The sequence below is a fragment of the Mesorhizobium sp. WSM4847 genome (assembly GCF_055811335.1).
The window spans coordinates 144,382-159,467 of the sequence record NZ_JBVVPY010000004.1 but is presented as its reverse complement, the minus strand read 5'-3'; the positions used below and the strand labels follow the sequence as shown (position 1 = coordinate 159,467).

Annotated in this window: 15 protein-coding genes; 9 read left to right on the top strand and 6 right to left on the bottom strand. The window is 63.6% G+C overall.

The window, feature by feature from the left end; translation table 11 throughout:
• Positions 1–59: 59 nt before the first annotated feature.
• On the top strand, positions 60–1,052 hold the full coding sequence (gene xdhC / locus AC0L28_RS07145) for a xanthine dehydrogenase accessory protein XdhC (RefSeq protein ID WP_473476452.1): 993 nt from the start codon (positions 60–62) through the stop codon (positions 1,050–1,052).
• Positions 1,049–1,363, top strand: coding sequence for a hypothetical protein (locus AC0L28_RS07140; protein ID WP_473476449.1), 315 nt, complete (start codon positions 1,049–1,051; stop codon positions 1,361–1,363). Before xdhC ends, AC0L28_RS07140 begins: the two co-directional genes overlap by 4 nt.
• 109 nt (positions 1,364–1,472) lie before the next feature.
• On the opposite strand, the gene AC0L28_RS07135 is transcribed toward AC0L28_RS07140, so the two are convergent.
• Entirely contained in the window at positions 1,473–2,393 is a 921-nt protein-coding gene (locus AC0L28_RS07135) for a LysR family transcriptional regulator (RefSeq protein WP_473476447.1), read from the bottom strand.
• Positions 2,394–2,630: 237 nt separating this feature from the next.
• On the opposite strand from AC0L28_RS07135, the gene AC0L28_RS07130 reads away from it, so the two are divergent.
• The 4 genes from AC0L28_RS07130 to AC0L28_RS07115 all read left to right on the top strand — a co-directional run bounded on the left by AC0L28_RS07130 (position 2,631) and on the right by AC0L28_RS07115 (position 7,004).
• Positions 2,631–3,848 carry a urate hydroxylase PuuD gene (locus AC0L28_RS07130; protein ID WP_473476444.1) on the top strand — a complete coding sequence of 406 codons (1,218 nt, stop codon included), beginning with the start codon at positions 2,631–2,633 and terminating at the stop codon, positions 3,846–3,848.
• A 2-nt stretch (positions 3,849–3,850) separates the two neighbouring features.
• Entirely contained in the window at positions 3,851–5,164 is a 1,314-nt protein-coding gene (gene guaD, locus AC0L28_RS07125) for a guanine deaminase (protein ID WP_473476442.1), read from the top strand.
• Positions 5,165–5,238: 74 nt separating this feature from the next.
• Positions 5,239–5,742, top strand: coding sequence for a heme-degrading domain-containing protein (locus tag AC0L28_RS07120; protein ID WP_473476439.1), 504 nt, complete (start codon positions 5,239–5,241; stop codon positions 5,740–5,742).
• Positions 5,739–7,004, top strand: a complete 1,266-nt coding sequence (locus AC0L28_RS07115; RefSeq protein ID WP_473476436.1) for a glycerate kinase type-2 family protein — start codon at positions 5,739–5,741, stop codon at positions 7,002–7,004. The genes AC0L28_RS07120 and AC0L28_RS07115 overlap by 4 nt, the downstream gene beginning before the upstream one ends.
• 3 nt (positions 7,005–7,007) lie before the next feature.
• Here AC0L28_RS07115 and AC0L28_RS07110 read toward each other — a convergent pair whose 3' ends face one another.
• The 3 genes from AC0L28_RS07110 to AC0L28_RS07100 form a co-directional block, all read right to left on the bottom strand.
• A complete protein-coding gene (locus AC0L28_RS07110) occupies positions 7,008–7,730 on the bottom strand; it encodes a UdgX family uracil-DNA binding protein (RefSeq protein ID WP_473476690.1) in 723 nt (240 codons plus the stop codon).
• A gap of 87 nt (positions 7,731–7,817) precedes the next feature.
• Positions 7,818–9,239 carry a glutamine synthetase family protein gene (locus tag AC0L28_RS07105; RefSeq protein WP_473476688.1) on the bottom strand — a complete coding sequence of 474 codons (1,422 nt, stop codon included), beginning with the start codon at positions 9,237–9,239 and terminating at the stop codon, positions 7,818–7,820.
• A 13-nt stretch (positions 9,240–9,252) separates the two neighbouring features.
• Complete coding sequence (locus tag AC0L28_RS07100; RefSeq protein ID WP_473476434.1) at positions 9,253–10,635, bottom strand: aspartate aminotransferase family protein; 1,383 nt, start codon at positions 10,633–10,635, stop codon at positions 9,253–9,255.
• Positions 10,636–10,802: 167 nt separating this feature from the next.
• Between AC0L28_RS07100 and AC0L28_RS07095 the strand changes: the two genes are divergently transcribed.
• Positions 10,803–11,255: a hypothetical protein gene (locus AC0L28_RS07095; RefSeq protein ID WP_473476432.1), complete on the top strand. Its 453-nt coding sequence runs from the start codon at positions 10,803–10,805 to the stop codon at positions 11,253–11,255.
• A gap of 35 nt (positions 11,256–11,290) precedes the next feature.
• Here the strand turns inward: AC0L28_RS07095 and AC0L28_RS07090 are convergent, their stop codons facing one another.
• Positions 11,291–12,265, bottom strand: a complete 975-nt coding sequence (locus AC0L28_RS07090; RefSeq protein ID WP_473476429.1) for a WD40 repeat domain-containing protein — start codon at positions 12,263–12,265, stop codon at positions 11,291–11,293.
• A 153-nt stretch (positions 12,266–12,418) separates the two neighbouring features.
• Positions 12,419–13,462 (bottom strand): CobW family GTP-binding protein, encoded by a 1,044-nt coding sequence (locus AC0L28_RS07085; protein WP_473476426.1) that lies wholly within the window; start codon positions 13,460–13,462, stop codon positions 12,419–12,421.
• Between the two features lie 197 nt (positions 13,463–13,659).
• On the opposite strand from AC0L28_RS07085, the gene AC0L28_RS07080 reads away from it, so the two are divergent.
• Together AC0L28_RS07080 and AC0L28_RS07075 are read left to right on the top strand one after the other, a co-directional pair.
• A complete protein-coding gene (locus AC0L28_RS07080; protein ID WP_473476423.1) occupies positions 13,660–14,391 on the top strand; it encodes an intradiol ring-cleavage dioxygenase in 732 nt (243 codons plus the stop codon).
• Positions 14,392–14,612: 221 nt separating this feature from the next.
• Positions 14,613–15,083: a MarR family winged helix-turn-helix transcriptional regulator gene (locus AC0L28_RS07075; RefSeq protein ID WP_023796815.1), complete on the top strand. Its 471-nt coding sequence runs from the start codon at positions 14,613–14,615 to the stop codon at positions 15,081–15,083.
• Positions 15,084–15,086 lie beyond the last annotated feature (3 nt).

Below are 15,086 nucleotides of genomic sequence, written 5' to 3'. Positions count from 1 at the left end.
TACAAGGCGTGCAATCCGGGCCGAAAAACCCTATGTTTCCAAATAGGGAAAGCAAAGACATGACCTCGAAAGTGCAAAGCCTGAAAGCATTTCTGGGCGGCGCCGGCCGGATTGCCCTGGTCGAGGTGGCCGGGACCAAAGGCTCGACGCCCCGCGAGAAGGGCGCCTTCATGCTCGTCTCGGGCGCGGCGATTTTTGGCACGATCGGCGGCGGTCAGCTCGAATATATGGCGATCGACAAAGCGCGGCAGCTGCTTCTCTCCCTTGAGGGGGAGATGGCCGCGGCGCGGCCAGAGGGGGTTGTCTCAGAAGGCACCGCCAGAGCGTCGAGCACTGCCGCGGCGACCCCACCCGACGGCTTCGCCGCCACCCTCCCCTCAAGGGGGAGGGAGACCCGCGCCACGCTCGATGTCCCGCTCGGGCCCGAGATCGGCCAGTGCTGCGGCGGCAGGGTCGAGGTGCTGATCCGGCTGGTCGACACGGCGTTGGCGCAAGAGCTGGTCGCGGCGGCGGACGCCGAGCAGGCACAGCTGCCGCATGTCTACATCTGCGGCGGAGGCCATGTCGGCAAGGCGCTTGCCTCGGCGGTGGCCTTGCTGCCTGTGCATGTCGTCGTTGTCGAGACACGGGCCGAGGCGCTGGAGGGCATGCCGGACGCGGTCGAAACAAGGCTGACGCCGATGCCCGAGGCATTGGTGCGCAAAGCTCCGGCTGGCGCCGCGTTCGTCGTCCTCACTCACGACCACGCGCTGGATTTCCTGATTGTCGCCGAGGCGCTGAAACGCCGGGATGCCGCCTATGTCGGCATGATCGGCTCGAAGACCAAGAGGGCGACATTCAGGAACTGGTTCCTGAAGTCGGCGGACGGCAGCGAGGCGGAATTTGCTCGCCTCGTCTCACCGATAGGCGGCGATGCGGTCAAGGACAAACGCCCGCAGGTGATCGCGGCACTTGCCGCCGCCGAGATCATGACGGCGCTGGTGAAGGCCGGCCAGCGGCAATCGACTGGGCGCGTCCCACTACCGGAGTTCGCCACTGGGCGGGCGCGATGACTCGCAAAACGACCTTGATGTTGTGGGCGGGATCGATCCTGTATTTCGTCGGCTTGTCGACGATCACTCAGCTCCTCGTCTGGTATGCGCCGGGACGTATCTCAAATCCGGATCGACTGGTCATATTTCTTCTGGTCAGCCCGTTCATTGTAACGCTTTGGACCAGCTTCATTATCTTTTATTCCGTGCTTGCCTGGCCCCTGCTCGCGGCAAGCCCAAAGTCATGGCTGGATAAGCAGAGTGGGGGTCTGCTCTACAATCTGCTCTGGCGGGAATTGCGGGACAAGGTAGACGATGCACCATCTCGCTAAAGCGGCACAAGCTACGCGCCGCTGCGCTGGCATATCGTAAGGAGCCCTGAACCAACGAAACGGCGAGATGCATCGTGGACGCCGTTGCCACCATCGTTCGAGCCACGCGTCACTTGCCGGCCAGAATATCCTTGATCAGCCGTTGGCAGCGCTCAGCCATAAAGTCGAGCAGCAGCCGCACCTTCGGGTCCTGCAGCTTCTTGTGCGGGTAGACGGCGGCGAACTGGACCGGCGTCGGTGGCGTGTCGGGCAGGATCACCTTCAGCCGCCGGTCGCGGATGAACGGCTCGACCTCGAAGCGCGGCTTGTTGATGATGCCGCGGCCCGACAGCGCCCAGCCGGTCAGCACGTCGCCATCGTCGGTGTCATAGGGTCCGTGCACTTCGAATTTCCGCGGACCGTCGGCCGTCTGCAGCGTCCACACATATTCGCGCGCGCCGGCGTAGCGCAGCATCAGGCAGTCGTGTTTGCTGGCGATCAGTTCCTGCGGCTCGCTCGGTTCGCCGCGCGTCTCCAGATATTTCGGCGCCGCCACCAGCACCCGCTCGCACTCCATGATGCCGCGCATTCTCAGGCTGGAATCCTCGATGATGCCGAGCCGGAAGGCAACGTCGATGCCTTCCTTCATGATGTCGACATTGTGGTCCGAAAGCCTCAGCCGCACCTCGATGTCAGGATATTTGTCGTGGAAGTCAGGGATTCCCGACGCCACCAGTCGCCGGCCGAGGCCAAGCGGCGCTGTCACCTTGATGGTGCCGCGCGGCTGGCCGGAAAGCGCCGAGACGGCGGCTTCGGCCTCGGTGATCGCCTCCAGTACCTGCTTGGCGCCGGAGTAGAACACGGTGCCGTGCTCGGTCGGCATCAACTGCCGCGTGGTGCGATTGAAGAGCCTGACACCAAGGTGTTTCTCGAGCTCCTTGATGCGATTGGAAGCGACCGCCGGCGAGATGCGCATGTCGCGGCCCGCCGCCGACAGATTGCCGAGCTCGACGACGCGAACGAAGACGGCGATGTTGTCGAGATAGGCCATGCGGCTTTAGGGCTCTCATGCTGCTGCGTAGGGATAACCCTAGTGCATGACCCCGAAAAATCGATTTTCGGAAAGGATCATGCACCAGATAAAAGTTCTACAGCGTCCTTTGCGCGTCCAAGGGACGCGCGGCGCTGTAGTATTTTCCAATTTTTTTTGAAAGTCATCGTGCAGCTCGGCCCTTTCCGTTTACGCTCCAGTCCGTAAAGTCACCCAATCGGCAGGGACGACTTTTCAATGATGGATTTCGCGATTTTCTGGGACTGGCTGAGTTTCGCCGTGCGCTGGCTGCATGTCGTCACCAGCATAGCCTGGATCGGCTCGTCCTTCTATTTCGTCGCCCTCGATCTCGGCTTGCGCCAGCGTTCGGGCATGCCTGTCGGCGCCTTCGGCGAGGAATGGCAGGTGCATGGCGGCGGCTTCTACCACATCCAGAAATATCTGGTGGCGCCGGCCGAAATGCCTGAGCACCTGACCTGGTTCAAATGGGAATCCTACGCCACCTGGCTGTCGGGCTTTGCCATGCTGTGCGTCGTCTACTATGCCGGGGCGGACCTCTTCCTGATCGATCCCAACGTGCTGGCCATGTCGGTGCCTACAGGCATCTTGCTGTCGCTGGCGACGATCGGCGTTGGCTGGGTGGTCTACGATCTCTTATGCCGGTCGCCGCTTGGCAGGAGCGACACCGGCCTGATGCTGGTGCTCTATGGCGTGCTGGTGTTCATCGCCTGGGGTCTTACCCATCTGTTCACCGGCCGCGCCGCTTTCCTGCATCTTGGCGCCATCACCGCGACGATCATGTCGGCCAATGTCTTCATGGTCATCATCCCGAACCAGAAGATCGTCGTCGCCGACCTGATCGCCGGCAGGAAGCCAGATCCGAAATACGGCAAGATCGCCAAGCAGCGCTCGCTGCACAACAATTACCTGACGCTGCCCGTTCTGTTCCTGATGCTGTCGAACCACTACCCGCTGGCGTTCGGCACAGAATTCAACTGGGTGATCGCGTCGCTGGTGTTCGGCATCGGCGTGCTGATCCGGCACTATTTCAACACCATGCATGCGCGCAAGGGCAACCCGACCTGGACCTGGCTGGGGGCGGCCGTGCTGTTCGTCGTCATTATCTGGCTGTCGACGGCGCCGAAAGTGCTGACCGGCGAACTCAAGGCGTCCTCGACGGCACAGGTCTACATCGCCTCGGCGCATTTTCCCGCAGTGCGCGACACGGTGCTTGGCCGCTGCTCGATGTGCCATGCGCAGGAGCCATCCTACGAAGGCATCTATCACGCGCCGAAAGGTGTGATGCTTGACACGGACGCCGGTATCGCCGAGCAAGCCCGCGAGATCTACCTGCAGGCCGGCCGCAGCCACGCCATGCCGCCCGCCAATGTCACCCATATCACCGACAAGGAGCGGGCGCTGTTGGCGGCTTGGTTCGAGGAGGCAGGGAAATAAGCATGACCAGCACGCTCCTGCGCGGCCGCACGCTGTCCTTCCTGCGCTGGCCAGAAACCGTCGACGACCATTCCGCCTGGCGCTACGAGGACGATGGCGGCCTGCTGCTTCGCAACGGCAGGATCGTTGCCGCGGGCGCCTATGCCGACGCCGAGAAAAAGGCTGATGAAGGCGTAAAAAAGATCGACCACCGCCCGCATTTGCTGCTGCCTGGCTTCATCGACCCGCATGCGCATTTTCCGCAGATGCAGATCATCGCCTCCTACGGCGCCGAGTTGCTCGACTGGCTGAACACTTACACCTTTCCCGAGGAAACCAAATTCCAGAACGCCCAGCATGGCCGCCGCATCGCCAGGCTGTTCCTCGACGAAATGCTGCGCCACGGCACGACGACAGTCGCCGCCTATTGCTCGGTGCACAAGGAATCGGCCGAGGCGTTCTTCGCCGAGTCGCATCATCGCAACATGCTCAACATCGGCGGCAAGGTGATGATGGATCGCAACGCGCCGGAGGGCGTGCTGGACACGCCGCAATCGGCCTATGACGACAGCAAGGCGCTGATCGCCGAGTGGCACGGCAAGGGCCGCCAGCACTATGCCATCACACCGCGCTTCGCCATCACCTCGTCACCCGAGCAGTTGGAAATGGCGGGCGCGCTGTGCCGCGAACATCCTGATCTGCACATGCAGACGCATCTGTCGGAAAACCACGCCGAGATCGCCTTTACGCTGCAACTCTATCCAAAGGCCCGCGACTATACCGATGTCTACGAGCACCATGGGCTGCTCGGGCGCAAAAGTCTGTTCGGCCACAGCATCCATCTTTCGGAACGCGAGGCGGATGCGCTATCGGAGACGGGCTCGGTCGCCGTGTTCTGTCCGACCTCGAACCTGTTCCTCGGCTCCGGCCTGTTCGACTATCAGCGCTACCGCACGCGTGACAAAGCCCTCCGCATCGCGGTCGCCACCGATGTCGGCGGCGGCACCAATTACTCGATGCTGCGCACCATGGACGAGGGCTACAAGGTGATCGCGCTGAACGGCGAGAAGCTCAATCCGTTCCAGTCGTTCTGGCAGCTCACCCGCGGCAATGCCGAGGCGCTGTCGATCGTGGAAAGGATCGGCACGCTCGACCAGGGCAGCGATGCCGACATCGTCGTCCTCGATGCCCGCGCCACGCCGGCGATGCGGCTGCGGATGGAGACGGCGGACACGCTGGCGGAGGAGCTGTTTCTGCTGCAGACGCTGGGCGATGATCGCGCCGTGCGCGAGGTCTACGTCGCCGGACGGGCGGTCAAGACGGATATGGCGGTTTAGCTATCCCCCACATCCCGCTTGACCCAGCGGCAGCCATCGGTCAAAGCGTGCCGCGACGTTGATAGGGGAACGACATGGCCGTTGCGGACGATATCGCTCTGATCCAGAAACAGGAAGCCGAGCTTGTCTTCTCGGTCTTCGACGAAGCTGTCGCCTTCAAGATCGGCTCGACGATCCGCGACCGGGCACTGGCCCAGGGCCTGCCGATCATCGTCGACATCAGGACCTTCGACCGGCCGCTGTTCTATGCGGCAATGCCGGGCTCGAATGCCTCCAATCCGGACTGGGCGCGGCGCAAGACCAACGTCGTGCAGCGGTTCCTGAAAAGCACCTACCGCATGGTGCTGGAGCAGCAGCGTCCCGACCGCAGCTTCAAGCCGGGCGAGGGCCTCGACATATCGGACTATGTGCTGGCCGGCGGCGGCTTTCCGGTCACGGTCAAGGGCGCCGGTGTGATCGGTGTGATCGCGGTCTCGGGCCTGCCGGAACGCGAGGATCACGGCGTCGTCGTCGATGCGCTGTGCAGCCACCTCGGCGTCGACGGGCGCGAGCTGGCACTGCCGCCGGAAGCAAAATGACAGAGATCGATCCCAAGACCTTCCTCGCCACCATCTTCAATGCTGCCGTTGCCGCCGCGGATCCCCAGAGGACGATCAGGGATCATCTGCCGGCAATGCCGAAGGGGCGCACCATCGTCATCGGTGCAGGAAAAGGCTCGGCGCAGATGGCGGCGGCCTTCGAAAAAGTGTGGGATGGGCCGATAGATGGGCTGGTCGCCACCCGTTACGGCTATGGCGCGACCTGCCAGCGCATCGAGATCATCGAGGCGGCGCATCCGGTGCCGGATGCCGCCGGTCTCGAAGCGTCGCGCCGGCTGCTCGAAAAGGTGCAGGGCCTGACCGCGGACGATCTGGTCGTGGCGCTCATCTCAGGCGGCGGCTCGGCGCTGCTGCCGGCGCCCGCCGAAGGTCTGACGCTGGCCGACGAGATCGCCGTTAACGAGGCGCTGCTCGCCTCCGGCGCGCCGATTGCCGCCATGAACACCATCCGCAAGCATGTTTCCACGATCAAGGGCGGCAGGCTGGCGGCCGCTGCCTATCCGGCAAAGCTGGTGTCGCTGGTCGTCTCCGACATTCCCGGAGACAACCCGGCGCTGGTGGCTTCCGGCCCCACCGTTCCCGATTCGGGCAACCGCCAAGAGGCGCTGGCATCGATCGCCGCCTATGGCATGAAACTGCCGGCCTCTGTCATGGCGCATATCAATTCGCCGGCCGCCGATGCGCCGCGCGCCGACGATCCGCGTTTTTCGCGCAACGAAGTGCATCTGATCGCCTCGGCCGGCGTCTCGCTGGAAGCGGCCGCAGCCGAAGCCAGCCGCCATGGCATCGCGGCGGTTATCCTCTCCGATTCCATCGAGGGCGAAGCGCGCGAAGTTGGGGGTATCCATGCGGCAATCGCCCGTGAAGTCGCGACGCGCAACCGGCCTTTCACGAAGCCCGTGCTGATCCTGTCAGGCGGCGAGACGACGGTGACCGTGCGGGCGAAGGGCAAGGGCGGTCGTAACACCGAGTTTCTGCTCGCCTTCGCCATCGGCATCAGCGGCATGGAAGGCGTCCATGCACTGGCCGCTGACACCGATGGCATCGACGGTTCGGAGGACAATGCCGGCGCCTTTGCCGACGGCTCGACGGTGTCGCGAATGCGGGCCGTGAGCGTCGATGCCAAGGCGATGCTTGCCGGCAACAATGCCTGGACGGCATTCAACGCCATCGGCGATCTCTTCGTGCCCGGCCCGACCGGGACGAACGTCAATGATTTGAGGGCAATCCTGGTCAGATAGGGGTCAGGCGGCCATCAGCTTTTTCACCGCCTTCATGTCCTGCAGGAACCGCTCGCGTTCGGCCTGTTTGTCCGCCGGCTCGCGAATGCGCAGGATGAAGGACGGATGGATGGTGACGAACACAGGCAAGCCGTCGTCCCGTGTCACAACCTCGCCGCGCATCTTCATGATCGGAGCGACCTTGCCGAGCAGCGACTGCGCCGCCGTCGCGCCGAGCGCCACCGCCAGATTGGGCTTGATCAGATCGAGTTCCTTGTCGAGCCACCAGCGGCAGGCCTGCACCTCGCCGGCATTCGGCTTCGAGTGGATGCGCCGCTTCCCGCGCGGCTCGAACTTGAAATGCTTGACCGCGTTGGTGACATAGACTTTCAGCCGGTCGACGCCGGCATCGTCCAGGATAGCGTCGAAGACTTTTCCGGCCGGGCCGACGAAAGGTTTGCCGGCCAGATCCTCCTGGTCGCCTGGCTGTTCACCGACGAAAACCACCTTGGCCCCGTCAGGCCCTTCGCCGAACACGGTCTGCGTTGCGTTGCGCCACAGCGGACAGCGGCGACAGGCCTTCGCCACTTCGCTGAGTTCGGGAATGGTGCTTGCGCCATCGTCTTGCGCCGTCTCCGGCAATTCAGGCTTGGGCCAGCGTCTTGCCTGCACCTTGGCGTGGTGTGGAGAATTTGTCTGCATCCTGGCGATCATGGCTGATGCGGCCTTGCCCGCTGCTGCGATCAGATGCGGAATGAGCGAAGCCCCGGAAAGGTTCCTTCAAATAGCCGAGACCTGGCTATCGCCGGGCGAATGACCGGCGATGCGATCGCCTCACACCTCGTGCAGATAGAGGTGATAATCCAGTTCGCTGACCGTGCGCGCCACCCGCAGATATTCGGATTGCTTGATCGCCACGAAGGTCCGGTGCAGGTCTTCCCCCAGCGCCCCTTTGAGGAACGTCGAGGCCCTTGCCGCCTCGATCGCGGCGCGCCAGTCCACCGGCATGGTGGTGCGCGAGATTGCTGATTCGTAGCCATTGCCGGTGGTTTCGGGGCCTGGATCGAGGCCCTCATCGAGACCTTTGACGATGCCGGCCAGCACGGTTGCCGCCACCAGATAAGGGTTGGCGTCGACGCCGGACGGCCGGTGCTCGATGCGCCGGTTTTTCGCATCGCCCGCCGGCACGCGCAGCGCCACCGAGCGGTTGTTGACGCCCCAGGTCGGCGCCACCGGGGCATAGGATTGCGAAACGAAACGCCGCCATGAATTGGCGTGCGGTGCAAACACCAGCATCGATTCGGCCATGGTCTGGATCAGGCCGCCCAGTCCGCGCAGCAGCGGCAAGGACCAGGTCTCGCCGCTGGCCTCAGTGAAGACGTTGTTGCCGGCCCTGTCCTGTAGCGAGACATGGAAATGCATGCCGGAGCCGGCGTATTTCTCGATCGGCTTGGCCATGAAGCAGGCAGTGACGCCGTGGCGGCGCGCCTGCGTCCGCACCAGCCGCTTCAGCATGACGAGATCGTCGGCGGCCCGCATCACGTCCTTGCGATAGTTCAGCGTCAGTTCGTATTGGCCGGGCGCATATTCGGAAATGACCGTCTCGGCCGGGATGCCTTGCACCCTGGCCGCGGCATAGATGTCGGAAAACAGCGGCTCCATGCCGTGCAGATGGTCGACGGAATAGACCTCTGTCTTGGCCGAGCGGCGGCCGTCGAGCACCGCGTGCGCCGGCTGCACCTTGCCGTCGGCGTCGCGCTCGTTGGCGAGCAGGAAGAATTCGAGCTCGAAGGCGCCGGCCGGATGCAGGCCCTTGGCCGCCAATATCTCCACCTGCCGGCCCAGCGCCAGGCGCGGGTCGGAGGACATCGGCTGACTATCGAGATGGTACATCGCCATCAGCACCTGGCCGCGCGGCGGCTGTGTGCCGAACAGCGGCACCAGTGTGCCGGGGATCGGCCATGCCCGCAGGTCGCCGTCGCCCGTCGCCCAGATCAATCCGGTCTCGTGCACGTCCTCGCCGGTGATGTCGAGGCCGAGGATCGAGATCGGCATATGCCTGCCGCCCTCGAAGATGCTCATCAACTCGTGCCGGCGCACGATCTTGCCACGACCAACGCCATTGGCGTCGGTCAGCACGATGTCGAACGCTTCGATCTCGGGATGCGCGTCGAGAAAGGTTTGCGCCTCGGCGGGCGTCGAGCCCGAAGGCGAGGCGATGATGGCGTTCAAAGTTTGCTTGTGCGCTTCTCTCATGTGCAAGCTTGTCTCATGCCGCGAGCCTTGCCGCAACCGCGCCGAAGGCGGTGATCAGGCGGTTCACCTGGGCAGCGCTGGTCGCCGGCGAGATCAGCATCATGTTGTGGAACGGCGCGATCAGCACGCCGCGATTGACCAGCGCGACATGGATAGCCGCTTCGAGCGCCGGCGCGTGCGCCGTTTCCGCCTCGCCGCCATTCCTCAGCGGGCCGGGTGCGCAGATGAACTCGACGCGGGCGCCGACTCGGGCAACATGCCAGGGCAGGCGGTAACGGTCGATGACGGCGGTCAGCCCGGCGTCGAGCCGCCGCGCCAGATGGTCCATATGGCTATAGTTCTCGTCGGTCATCACCTCTTCGAGCGTGGCGCGCATCGCTGCGAACTGCAGCGGATTGGCCGAGAGCGTCGTGCCCATGCCGGAATAGCCTGGTTCCTTGGTTCTGACATAGTCGGCGTAGCGGGTGGCGACGTCTTCGCTCATCCCCCACACACTGGCCGGCACACCGCCGGCGATCGACTTGCCGAGCACGAACAAGTCCGGCTCCAGGCCGCGTTTCCTGGTGTAGCCGCCGGGACCGGTCGAGATCGTGTGCGTCTCGTCGATCAGCAGCAGGCTGCCGGCAGCGCGGGTGAGACGCCGCAGCGCCTCGTGGAAGCCGGGGTCGGGCAGCACCATGCAGGAATTGGTCAGCACCGGCTCGGTGACGACACAGGCGATTTGCTGGTCCCGGAGTGCTGTCTCAAGCGCCGACAAATCGTTGAACTCGACGACATCGGTCGCCCGGGTCAGGTCGCGGAATTCGCCGGCCAGTCCCGGTCGGTTGGCCGGTTTGCCGTCGACCAGCCGCACCATCGTCTCGTCGACCGAGCCGTGATAGCAGCCGTTGAAGACCAGGATCTTTTCCCGGCCGGTGATGGCGCGGGCGACGCGCAGCGCGAAGCGGTTGGCATCGGTCGCCGTTGTCGCGATCTGCCAGAACGGCAGGCCGAAGCGCTGTTGCAGCAACGGGCCGATAGCGACCGCATCTTCTGAAGGCAGCATGTAGGTCAGGCCGCGCCCGGCCTGCCTACGGATGGCGAGGGCGACCGGCGGCGGCGAGTGGCCGAACATCGAGCCGGTGTCGCCGAGGCAGAAATCGTCGAGCCGATTGCCGTCGATGTCAGTGATAGTGGCGCCTCTGGCGCTGTCGACCAGTAGCGGGAACGGCGTCGGCCAGTCGTTCATCCAGTGCATCGGCACGCCGCCGAAGAAGCCCGGCAGGCCGTTGCCGACCTTGGCTGCCGATTTCGGCCTTGCCTTGCGGAAGGCTTCTGCTTCGGTCTCACGCAGATCGGCGATGCGGGCAGGGCCGATGCCACTGATGGCCGTCTTTGAATGGTCGATTGTATGCATGAAGGCCCCTCTCGCAGATCACTCTAGCCAATCGGCGTCCGGAACCGCAATTGGCCGCGCGGCCGCCCTGTATTGGTTCAGCGGCCGCGGTGAAGAGGACCGGAGCTTGACCTGAGGGCATCCTCCAGCATCAATGCGGACAGGGTTGCGGCTTGGGGGAAGAAAAGATGCGGACGACCTTGTGTGTAACGGCGCTGCTGTTGTCGGCCAGCTCGGCGTTCGCCACCGGCGGCATCTGGTGCTCGACCGAGGATGCGGCGGTGAATTTCCAGGTCGAAGCTGGCGTCACCAGAGGCATGGGCGGTCCAACGTTCAATTTCCGCGGCGATCTCGAAATTCTCGGCAGGCCCGTCGGCGACGATTTGCGCAAGACAGTGTTCGAGGATTCCAACCTCACGCAATACTGGCTCGACGACGAGGAACTGCGGCTGTTGTTCTATCGCGAACAGGAAGTCGCCAACACCTACAGCTCTGTCGAATTGACGATCCTGACCAAAGCCGGCGAAGAGGGCGTCTATGACGGGCGTTATTCACTCGCCATCTACGAGGGCACGGCTGACGCCGGTGGCGACGGCATGCCTGCCGCGTTGACCGGCAAAGTCTCCTGCGGGGCCGAGTAGCGACCTCCGTCTATGCGCCGAGTAGCGACCTCCGTCTATGCGGAGATATCGATGACGCCGCAGTCGCCGGCGGCGCTGCCGAAGGCGACGCGGCGTTCTTGCTTGTCCCACATCATCGAGGTAATGGCGCCCTTGCCCGGTCGGCGCAGAAGCACCTCCTTGGCGTCGGCGAAACGCACCGCCATCACCATGCCGTCGTCATAGCCGACGGCGACGACATCCTGGCTTGGATGGCATGCGACCGAGGTCACCATGGCGTTGCCGCGCGTGCCGAGTTCCAGCGGCGCCTTGCCCATCGGCCCGTCCTTGCCCGAAAACGGCCAGACGATCGCCGCCGGGGCTCCGGAACTGGCCAGCCATTTTCCCTTGGGCGCCCACGACAGGCTTTTGACTTTGCCGGGATAGCCGCTCATCCGCATGTGCTTGCCGTCGGCGAGCTTCCAGCCATGCAGCGCGTTCTCCTGCATGGTGGTGACGAGGAAGGCGCCATCCGGCGAGAAGGTGATGCCGGTATGGGCGCCGGCCCATTCCAGTTCGACCGGCTTGCCGTTCGCCGCCGGGAAATGCAGCGTCGCGCCATTGTAGCGGGCGACGCCGAAGCGCATGCCCTTGGGCGAGAACGCCAGCCCCTCGACCGAACGCGGATGCAAGAATTCCTTGGTCTTGCCGTCGGCGAAACGCACGATCGCGATCTTGCCCGAGGCATAGGCGACAGCGCCTTGTGGTCCGGCGGCGACGCTGGTGATCCATTTCTTCCCGGCGTTGGCCAATTCTGTCGCATTGCCGCCGGCGGTAACGGAAAAAATCTTGCCGTCCTCGCCGCCGGTGATCAGCCGGTCGTTGGCCGCATCGTGGAAGGCGGCGAGCAGCCCGTCATTGGCCTGCGCCGTCTTGTGGCCATGGTCCAGCCGATGGATCGTGCCGTCGGCCAGCGCGAAATGCGGCACGTCGCCAAGAAAGACGGCGGCGATGCAATGTCCCTGGAGATCAAGCGGGGCGACTGTCGGCATGGGAGATTCCATTCGAGATTTCGGCTGGTGCTGGACGGAGTGCCGTCGTTGCCAAGCTGGAACACCCTCATCCGACCGAGCTTCGCTCGGCCACCTTCTCCCACAAGGGGAGAAGGAAAGAACGTGCAGCGCTAGCGTTATAGAGCCTGAAAATCAAGCTGCCTGGCAGGCATCAAAACTCTTCTTCAGCCGCTCGGCGTCGAGTTCGCGGCCGATGAAGACCAGCCGGCTCTCGTGCTTCTCGCCGTCCTTCCAGGCGCGCTGGTGGTCGCCCTCGATGATCATGTGCACGCCCTGGATGACGTAGCGCTCGTCATCGCCTTTAAGCGCGATAATCCCTTTCAGGCGCAGGATGTTCGGGCCTTCCATCTGGGTGATCTTCTCGATCCAGGGGAAGAATTTTTTCGGGTCCATCTCGCCGCCCCGCAACGACACCGACTGCACCGTCACGTCGTGGATATCGGACGGGTGCGCGTGATCATGGTGGTCATGCCCGTCATGATCGTGATGATCATGGTCATGATGGTCGTGGTCGTCACGCGCCTCGAGGAAGTGCGGATCGTTCTCCAGCGCTCGGGAAAGGTCGAAGGCGCCGCGGTCGAGCACCTCGGACAGCGCCACGCCGGCGCGCGTGGCGCGGTGGATCCGGGCCGCCGGGTTGATCGCGCGGATCGTCGCCTCGACCTTGCTCAGTTCCTCCGGCGTGACGAGATCGGTCTTGTTGAGCACGACGACATCGGCAAAGGCGATCTGATCCTCGGCTTCGCGGGAATCCTTCAACCGCAACGGCAGGTGCTTGGCGTCGACCAGCGCCACCACCGCGTCGAGCCTGGTCTTGGAGCGCACGTCGTCGTCCATGAAGAAGGTCTGTGCCACCGGCACCGGATCGGCGAGTCCGGTCGTCTCGATCACGATGGCGTCGAAGCGGCCTGGCCGGCGCATCAGGCCCTCGACGACGCGGATCAGGTCGCCGCGCACCGTGCAGCAGACGCAACCATTGTTCATCTCGTAGATTTCCTCGTCGGATTCCACGATCAGCTCGTTATCGATGCCGATCTCACCGAACTCATTGACGATGACGGCGTAGCGCTTGCCGTGGTTTTCCGAAAGGATGCGGTTTAGCAGCGTCGTCTTGCCGGCGCCAAGATAGCCGGTGAGAACGGTTACGGGGATTTGTGTCGTCTGTGCATCGCTCATGATGGGCCTCGAAAAGGATTGTTGGCCCCATATAGGATGCACGCCGTGCTTTTGCACGTGGCAACCGATGGGCCAAACAGGTCGACAACATTGCCGGACTTTCCCGACATTGCCGGGTTATCATTGGCGTTGGCTGGTTTCGCTGCCTAGATAAGACCAAGGCAGCTTGCTCGAAAGAAAACCAAAAGAGGCGCCGGATGTCCGATAAACCGTCCTCCTTGCCATTGAGCCGGCGCCAAGCGCTTGGCCTCATTGCCGTTAGCGCGGGCGGCGGTGTTTTTCTGCCGGCCATCGCGCTGGCGCAGCAGGCCTCGCCTTATGCCGGGCTTGCCCTGTTCGATAGCGGCGCCGGGGTCTGCGCGATCACACCGGAAGCGACCGAGGGCCCGTTCTATTTCGACCCGAAGCTCGAGCGCGCCGATATCACCGAAGGCAAAGCGGGCGTTGCACTCAATCTGCGGTTGCAGGTCGTCGACGCAGGCTGCCGGCCGCTTGCCGGTGCGCGGGTCGATATCTGGCATTGCGACGCCCAAGGCCATTATTCAGGCTATCCGGGACAAGGCGACGGCCAGGATGTCGATACGTCAGGCCAGAGTTTTCTGCGCGGTTGGCAAAAGACCGATGACAGCGGCATCGTCTCGTTCGCCACCATCTATCCCGGCTGGTATCGGGGCCGCACCACCCACATCCATTTCAAAGCCTTCCCCAGCGACAGTTCGGTGATGACCGGCCAGCTGTTTTTCCCCGACGGCCTGAGCGAACAGATATTCACTACCGTCGCGCCCTACACCGACCGGTCCGGCAAGCGGGATACGTCGAACGCCAGGGACGGTATCGCACGGCGCGCCGGGCCGCTTTCGCAGGCGGCGCTGCGTGAGGTGGCGGACGCCTACCAGGCCCTGATGATCGTCGCGGTGAAGGCTGACTAGAGTCCCGCATCGGGTGTGCGGCGCTCCTGCCGAACCGTCCACCTCAGCCGAAAAATCGTTTGTCATCTAACTGAAATAATCATCTGGCATTAGCCACGGCGGACACCGCATTGCTTGCCGGCAAAGCTGTTTTGCAAAGCCGGATCTTTTTGACTCGTCGATTGCCAACCGGGCGGCTGGCTCTATGCTGTTCGTACCGGTTCGGCTGAAGAGGGATGACCATGGCCAAGGCGGACAAGACTGCGACAATGAGCCGGCTGCATTCGGCGGCGCGGCTGGCGCGTACGGCACTCGCCGCGCGGCTTTTGGCGCACGGCTTCTATGCCGGCCAGGACCAGATCATGCTGGCGCTCGACCGTGAGGACGGGCAGACGCCCGGCAATCTTGCCGGTCGCCTCGGTGTTCGCCCGCCGACCATCACCAAGACCATCAACCGGCTGCAGGCGCAGGGTTTTCTGGAAAAACGCGCTTCTTCCGCCGATGCCCGCCAGGCGCATATCTTTCTGACCGACACTGGCCGCGAAATCATTCATGCCATCGAGAAATCGGTGAAGAAGACCGAGAAGCAGGCGTTGAAGGGGCTCGATAAAAAGGACCAGAAGGCGCTGTTCAAGCTGCTCGCCCGCGTTGAGGCGAACCTCTCGAATGGAGAGATGGTTCTCGTCGATGATGAGATCGACGCCGACGAATGATCC

Bases quoted from the DNA above. Each gene is read 5' to 3' on its own strand.
- xdhC (WP_473476452.1), top strand. From the start codon at position 60: ATGACCTCGAAAGTGCAAAGCCTGAAAGCATTTCTGGGCGGCGCCGGC.
- AC0L28_RS07140 (WP_473476449.1), top strand. From the start codon at position 1,049: ATGACTCGCAAAACGACCTTGATGTTGTGGGCGGGATCGATCCTGTAT.
- AC0L28_RS07135 (WP_473476447.1), bottom strand. From the start codon at position 2,393: ATGGCCTATCTCGACAACATCGCCGTCTTCGTTCGCGTCGTCGAGCTC.
- AC0L28_RS07130 (WP_473476444.1), top strand. From the start codon at position 2,631: ATGATGGATTTCGCGATTTTCTGGGACTGGCTGAGTTTCGCCGTGCGC.
- guaD (WP_473476442.1), top strand. From the start codon at position 3,851: ATGACCAGCACGCTCCTGCGCGGCCGCACGCTGTCCTTCCTGCGCTGG.
- AC0L28_RS07120 (WP_473476439.1), top strand. From the start codon at position 5,239: ATGGCCGTTGCGGACGATATCGCTCTGATCCAGAAACAGGAAGCCGAG.
- AC0L28_RS07115 (WP_473476436.1), top strand. From the start codon at position 5,739: ATGACAGAGATCGATCCCAAGACCTTCCTCGCCACCATCTTCAATGCT.
- AC0L28_RS07105 (WP_473476688.1), bottom strand. From the start codon at position 9,239: ATGAGAGAAGCGCACAAGCAAACTTTGAACGCCATCATCGCCTCGCCT.
- AC0L28_RS07100 (WP_473476434.1), bottom strand. From the start codon at position 10,635: ATGCATACAATCGACCATTCAAAGACGGCCATCAGTGGCATCGGCCCT.
- AC0L28_RS07095 (WP_473476432.1), top strand. From the start codon at position 10,803: ATGCGGACGACCTTGTGTGTAACGGCGCTGCTGTTGTCGGCCAGCTCG.
- AC0L28_RS07090 (WP_473476429.1), bottom strand. From the start codon at position 12,265: ATGCCGACAGTCGCCCCGCTTGATCTCCAGGGACATTGCATCGCCGCC.
- AC0L28_RS07085 (WP_473476426.1), bottom strand. From the start codon at position 13,462: ATGAGCGATGCACAGACGACACAAATCCCCGTAACCGTTCTCACCGGC.
- AC0L28_RS07080 (WP_473476423.1), top strand. From the start codon at position 13,660: ATGTCCGATAAACCGTCCTCCTTGCCATTGAGCCGGCGCCAAGCGCTT.
- AC0L28_RS07075 (WP_023796815.1), top strand. From the start codon at position 14,613: ATGGCCAAGGCGGACAAGACTGCGACAATGAGCCGGCTGCATTCGGCG.